Raw genomic sequence first — 2,033 nt, 5'->3', positions numbered from 1 at the left:
GTATTTGGTCCATGCCGAAAGCACCATTCCGGAATTGCGGCCGCTCGGGCCACCACCACAAATGTCGCGCTCTAAAATGACAACATCGAAGCCTGGATTGTGCTCCTTGAGGCGGATGGCCGTCCACAATCCAAGATACCCGCCGCCGACGATGCAGATGTCGGCCTGCGTTGCCTCTTCGAGCGGAGGCGCAAGGTCTGGGTCCTCGGGCAGGACCTGCCGCAGCCAATGGCTTCGCCAAACAATGTCCTTTTCCGTCAGTTGCATCACGATGCGCCTCTGGCCGACAGGCGGCGCTCCACCAGCCTGACCCAAAGGCTGGCGCCAATCGGCAGGATTGCGTCGTTGAAGTCGTAGTTGGTGTCGTGAGCCGCAGCCTGATGCGCATCGTCGGCCTGGCCGAGCAAGAAATAGCAGCCCGGCCGCTGTTCCAACATGTAGCAGAAATCTTCCGAGCCCATCTCGGGAGGCGGATCGACGACGAGACGTTCCGGTCCCATCACCTCGTTCGCAATCGCGATCATCGCATCGGCTTGCGCCGGGGTGTTGATCGTCGGCGCGAAGGGCGTTTCATAGAGAATGTCGACGCTGGCGCCAAAAGCTTCAGCCTCGTTTTTCGCGATGCGGCGGATTGCCGTCTCCAGCGTCTTTTGAACCTGATGGTCGAAGGTGCGCACGGTGCCGGTCAGAAACGCCGTATCGGGGATGGTGTTGAAGGCTTCGCCTGCGCGCAGGCTGCCAACGGTGACGATTGCCGGAGCGTGCACATCGGTCAGGCGGCCGGGCAGGGCTTCGATTGCGAGCAGGATGCGCGCGGCGATGGGGAGTGGATTGATCGCCAGATGCGGTGTCGCCGCATGGCCGCCCCTGCCGTGGACGACGATCTCGAAGCGATCGGCCGCCGCGGCCACCGTTCCGCGGTGGACGGCGATCTCGCCGAGCGGCCGTTCGCAATTGTGCAGCGCGTAAACTTCATCGCAGGGGAAACGCTGGAAAAGGCCCTCATCCAGCATGGCAAGCGCCCCACCTCGACCCTCCTCGGCCGGCTGGAAGATGAAATGCACCGTGCCGGCGAAGTCGGGCGAGCGAACAAGTGCTGACGCTGCGCCGAGCAGCATTGTCGTGTGGCCGTCATGGCCGCAGCCATGCATCCTCCCGGGGACGCGGGACGCATGCGGCAGCGGCCGCGCCTCGGTCATCGGCAGGGCGTCCATATCGGCGCGAATGCTCAGGCTGCGACCAGCGCCGAGCCTGCCCCTGAGCGTGCCGACGACGCCTGTGCGGCCGACACCTTCGGTCGTCTCGATGCCCCACGAGCGCAGTTTGTCCGCCACGAAACGTGCCGTCTCGAACTCTTCGAAGCCGAGTTCTGGATTGGCATGCAGATGCCGCCGCCAGGCCGTCATCTCTGTCTCTAGTTGCTGCACCGAGGGTACCAGTCTCATGCCGATGCCTTTGCGCGAAGAGTTTGTGAGCGGCTCTGCAGGATGGCGATGACCACAAGCAGGATTGCCGAGAAAGCGATCAGCAGCACGGCGACGGCCGCGATGGCGGGACTGATGGACTCGCGCACCCCGGAGAATATCATGCGAGGCAAGGTTCGCTCTGCGCCCGTCGAGAGGAAACTTGCGACGACGACTTCGTCGAAAGAGATGATGAAGGCGATGATGGCCCCTGTAATGACGCCCGGCGCTATCAGCGGCAGCACTACCTTGAAGAATGTGCGCATGGTGCCGGCGCCGAGCGATGCCGCCGCGCGAACCAACGTCCGGTCGAAGGTCGAAAGGCTGGCGACGACAGTCGTCAGCATCACAGGCACGGCCATGGCCGTATGCACCAGAATGATCGATAGCTTGTTGCCAACGAGTCCCAGTGTGGCGAAGAATGAAAAGGCCGCGACGCCGACAATGACGACTGGCGTCACCAAGGGCGCGGCGATGATCGCATAGAGGATCCGTTTGCCGGCAAAATCGCCCCAGGCGAGCCCGATCGCCGCCGGTATGCCGAGCAGCAGCGCCAGAACCGTGGTGGAC

At 63.3% G+C, this 2,033-nt stretch carries 3 protein-coding genes; all 3 read right to left on the bottom strand.

Annotated elements, in window-relative coordinates:
- On the bottom strand, positions 1–267 hold a 267-nt coding region (locus EN969_RS28465), incomplete at its 3' end, for an FAD-dependent oxidoreductase (RefSeq protein ID WP_127419599.1).
- Positions 267–1,445, bottom strand: coding sequence for a M20 aminoacylase family protein (locus EN969_RS28460; RefSeq protein ID WP_063168762.1), 1,179 nt, complete (start codon positions 1,443–1,445; stop codon positions 267–269). The genes EN969_RS28465 and EN969_RS28460, both read right to left, overlap by 1 nt.
- Positions 1,442–2,033, bottom strand: a 592-nt coding sequence (locus tag EN969_RS28455) for an ABC transporter permease (RefSeq protein ID WP_164758573.1), incomplete at its 5' end; no start/stop codon positions are given. The genes EN969_RS28460 and EN969_RS28455, both read right to left, overlap by 4 nt.

The sequence above is a fragment of the Mesorhizobium sp. M7A.F.Ca.CA.003.01.2.1 genome, from assembly GCF_003998945.1.
Lineage (GTDB): Bacteria > Pseudomonadota > Alphaproteobacteria > Rhizobiales > Rhizobiaceae > Mesorhizobium > Mesorhizobium ciceri.
Note: the sequence above shows the minus strand (reverse complement) of the source record. Positions and strands in the feature narration are given on the sequence as shown.